This window comes from Kordia sp. (genome assembly GCF_050633145.1).
Lineage (GTDB): Bacteria > Bacteroidota > Bacteroidia > Flavobacteriales > Flavobacteriaceae > Kordia.
The window spans coordinates 1-4,367 of record NZ_JBOEFY010000116.1 but is presented as its reverse complement, the minus strand read 5'-3'; the positions used below and the strand labels follow the sequence as shown (position 1 = coordinate 4,367).

3 protein-coding genes are annotated in these 4,367 nt (G+C 34.5%); all 3 read left to right on the top strand.

The annotated features are described in order from the left end of the window. On the top strand, window positions 1-1,694 hold a 1,694-nt coding region (locus ACRBBL_RS27535), incomplete at its 5' end, for a T9SS type A sorting domain-containing protein (protein ID WP_431372324.1). A 56-nt stretch (window positions 1,695-1,750) separates the two neighbouring features. Next, complete coding sequence (locus ACRBBL_RS27530) at window positions 1,751-3,490, top strand: OmpA family protein (protein WP_431372323.1); 1,740 nt, start codon at window positions 1,751-1,753, stop codon at window positions 3,488-3,490. 251 nt (window positions 3,491-3,741) lie between these two features. Beyond that, window positions 3,742-3,969: a hypothetical protein gene (locus ACRBBL_RS27525; RefSeq protein ID WP_431372322.1), complete on the top strand. Its 228-nt coding sequence runs from the start codon at window positions 3,742-3,744 to the stop codon at window positions 3,967-3,969. Window positions 3,970-4,367 lie beyond the last annotated feature (398 nt).

The window sequence follows — 4,367 nt, the reverse complement described above, 5'->3', positions numbered from 1 at the left end:
TAAATAACAATAGTATATTTTCGATTACGGATAATTTACTTGTAGTTACTGATAATATTACCCTTTCAAGCAATGATGATGAAATTCGACTCATTGGAACTTCTCAACTAGTATCAACACATACTAGTGGAAGTCTAGTTACAGGAAGCGGAAAACTCTATGTAGATCAAAACTCAGAAGTACCAAGTACGTATCGTTATAATTACTTCGGAAGTCCTGTTAATAGTATAGGAGCTTCAACGTATACCGTAACTGATGTTTTTAAAGATGGTAGTACACCAACCTCTACAACATCTGTAGCTACAGATATCAATTTTACAGGTGGATACGATGGCGATACAACCACACCAATCTCAATTGCAGAATTTTGGATCTACACTTTTGGTGCAGCTGCCGATTGGACGCAGGCCTTAAGTGGAGGCACCATTGCTCAAACAGATGGAGTTATTTTTAAAGGTCCAGGGCAGTCGCAAAACTACACCTTTGTGGGAACACCAAAAGATGGCGCGATGCAAACGACTGTAGCAGCCGATACGGATTATTTGGTAGGGAATCCGTATGCAAGTGCCATCAGTGTGCAACGATTTTTAGAAGATAACTTATCGAGTACTACAGGCGCAGTCTACTTCTGGGAACAAAAAGAAAGTATCAATGGAGATACAGATATTAACAGTCACAATTTTGAAGGTTATGTTGGAGGTTATGCCATCAGAAACATTGCCATGGGACTTGCTGCTAACAATCCACTAAACACTGTCAATGATAATTTAGGTATTGCAGGATTAGGAAGTGGTCCATATAGAGAACCAGGCGGGTATATTCCTATAGGGCAAGGATTCTTTATTGAAGGAAGTGCCACGGGAGGAACTGTTGAATTTAACAACAGTCAACGAGAATTTATCACAGAAGGTGCAAACTCTATTTTCTTTAGAAATGGAGACAATACTACTGCCTTTGCTACAAACAGTGAAAATTCAGAAAGTACTTCTAGTTTACCAATTATCAAACTAGGAATGGATTATGTAAACCAAGATACTTTGGATTTACATCAACAAATAGGAATCTCCTTTTTACAAGGCAACTCATTCGCTTTTGATACAGGCTATGATGCTACGCTATCAGAAGATACAGTTGTAACTGGTTTTTATTGGGACTTTGAAGAAGATGATCAAAAGTATGCCATTGCTGGTGTACAAGCAATCACAGAAGATTTACAAGTACCGCTAACGATCAATATGGGGTATTCAGGAAGCATTCGTATACGAATTGATGAATGGGCAAATATTAATAGGAATGTGTATTTAATTGACACTATTGATAATATCAATTATTTGATAAGTGCAGCGCCAGCCGATATCTTTTTAAATGCTGGTATGTACACAGATCGTTATGTATTAGCATTTGCCAGAAATGGTACACTTAGTACAGAAGAAGTACTCGCTTCTGAGTTCTCTATATATACAGAAGATGCGTCGCAAGACATCATGATTGTCAATACACATCAGATTGATATAGAAAACGTAAAACTCTATGATGTGCTTGGAAAACAGATTCAGGCATGGGACATCACCTCACAACATAAAGAAGGCAACAAACTTCGTTTAAAAACGAACAAAATATCGAGTGGTATTTACTATTTGAAACTAAAATCAGCACAAGGTTTGGTTGATAAAAAAGTCTACTTAGGTTTTTAATACAGAATCATCTAAGAATTTTCTCAAAAATTAATCAAACTAAAACACCGATAAACATGTTACAATTTACAACTCTATATATTCAAATAGTACCTCCACCACCAGGACCACCAGGACCACCAGGATTGCCAATTGACAATGGTATTCTTATACTACTAACGGCAGCCATTATGTATGGTTGTTATGTAGTGATGTCAAGAGATATTGATGATGGAAAACATAGCTACTGGGCTCAGTTGTTAAACAAACTATCAAAATACTGGGACAAGTTAAAGAAGTTTATTGCTAAACTAAAACTGATCATTATGATGCGAATACTTTTTCTAATTGGAGCCATGTTGCTAGGTAGTTTAGCTAGAGTTCATGCACAATCAAATAGTGATATAAAACCAGATACATTATCGACAAATAATATTTTTCTAAAAGAAGAAATACAATCCAACAAATGGGCAATTGGAGGCGGACTCAGTAATTTTATCATGCATGGTGACCTGCGATCTATCGGAACAGGAAATCAAGGGAACTTTTGGAATTTTGGAGGCTATTTGTATATAGATAAAATGTTCAATCCAACTTTGGGATTAGAGTTTAAATTGAATTACAATAAAATTTCAGGAGGCGCACAGTATTTCTCAGAAATTTATGAAGTCTTGTACACCAACCAAGGAACGATCAATAATAATCTATTCTTTGAAGGTCGTGCTTATGGGGCAGAAGTGAATTTAATTTTGAGTCTATCCAACATCTACAGAAGGCAATCTGAAAAATGGCATTTAGCCTCATATTTAGGAGCAGGATACCAACAATACAATTCGGTATTGTATGAAAAAAATGCTGATGGATCACAAACAGAATTGGTTGATTTTGGATTCAATCCTGCAAGAAACAATGAAAATGAAGCCAGTTCTATATATCTCACACTTCAACTAGGTTTAAAATATAGAATTAGTAAAAAGATAGATTTAGAATTTCGTTCAGGTTTCTATCTAAACTACGAAGATCATTTGGATGCAACGATTTCAGACAAACAAGATTTGGAAACCTTTTTTGTAAATCACATCGGGCTTGTTTACAAGTTTGGGAAACAAGAAAAATACTCAATTTGGGGAAGAGATAAGGATGAAGATGATAATGGGAATACTAAAAACGGAAATCCATTTGAAATAAAAGACGGTGATGGAGATGGTGTGATGGATGAATTGGATGTACAACCAATGACTCCAAAAGGCGTAAAAGTATACGGAGATGGAAGTGCTGTGGACTCTGATAAAGATGGTGTTCCGGACTATAAAGACAAATGTCCGTTCAAGAAGGGACCGCCTGTATTGCAAGGTTGTCCTCCAGGCAAAGACACAGATGGTGATGGCGTGTATGACGATCAAGATGATTGTATTACCATTCCTGGGTCAAAATCAAATAGAGGTTGTCCAGAAATACCAAACTCTGTATTAAAAGAGCTGAATTACATCGCAAAATTAATCTTTTTTGAAACAGATAGAGCGGTTATCAAAGCAATGTCATACAATGATTTGGGTAGAATGGCTGACATTATGAAAAAGTTTCCAAAAGTGGAATTCTATATAGATGGTCATACAGATGGCAAAGGGAATGATTCATACAATATGGCATTATCAAGAAGAAGAGCAAAAGCAGTAAAAGAGTTTCTAGAAAACTTAGGCGTCAATGGCAATCAATTAGAAGCAAGAGGCTTTGGAGAAACAAGACCTATCGCATCAAATAATAATGAAGGAGGAAGACAATTAAATAGAAGAGTGCGAATAGAGTTAAAAAAGTAACATGATTAATAATATATACCATAGAGAGATCGAGAGTCAAACAGGATAGACTATTCCTGATAGGTTTAAAGGACGATTTAGGGGAATTTACACCTTTGCAATTTTTTTATTAGATATGAATAGAATTAGCAAATCAATTAAGATAAGGCTATCGGATTTGTTTTTAATTACTGGTAACACATATTTAATTATTCTTAAAAATAGAAAATGTGACGATCGATCTCTCTTACTAACAATGATAAATTTGAACTATGAATTGGACTGGAACTAAAAAGCAAAAAGAGACAATTACAAATGACGGGTATCACTTGATCATAAAATTAGTTAATGACTCTAGTTATACTTGGTTAGTATCTTTTAAAGGAAAGCTAATAGAAAGGTTTAAAAACAAACCAATATTTAAAGATTCTATACCAAGAGCCAAACGGCAAGCTATACGTTTGATGGTTTGGCATATGCAAAAAAAACAGATTAATTAATAACAATTCTTTTTACGTTTTCCCTAAAAACGTAAAACTTTAAGTAGTCGAATTAAGGCACGACTATTATTTATGAAAGAGAGGCGATGAGTAGGGTCTCTCTTTCTTTGAATAATATAACTAAAACTAAGAAAAGATGCAAAACTTGACACTCTTAAGAATATATTTTATAATCTATTTAGTTAGCTGTTTTATATTCATCTTGGCAAACTACAAATTAATAATGCATGAAGATTCATATACACTAATCTTTATGGTTCAACTAATTTTAATTGGACTTGGAGGTTTGTTGGTAGACTGGATTTTAAAAAGAGTGTTGAAGAATAAAAAAATATTCAATGGTATAGAACTATTAATCATAGTTGTTTTTACAATAATAGTATGGAACGAACTTCAAT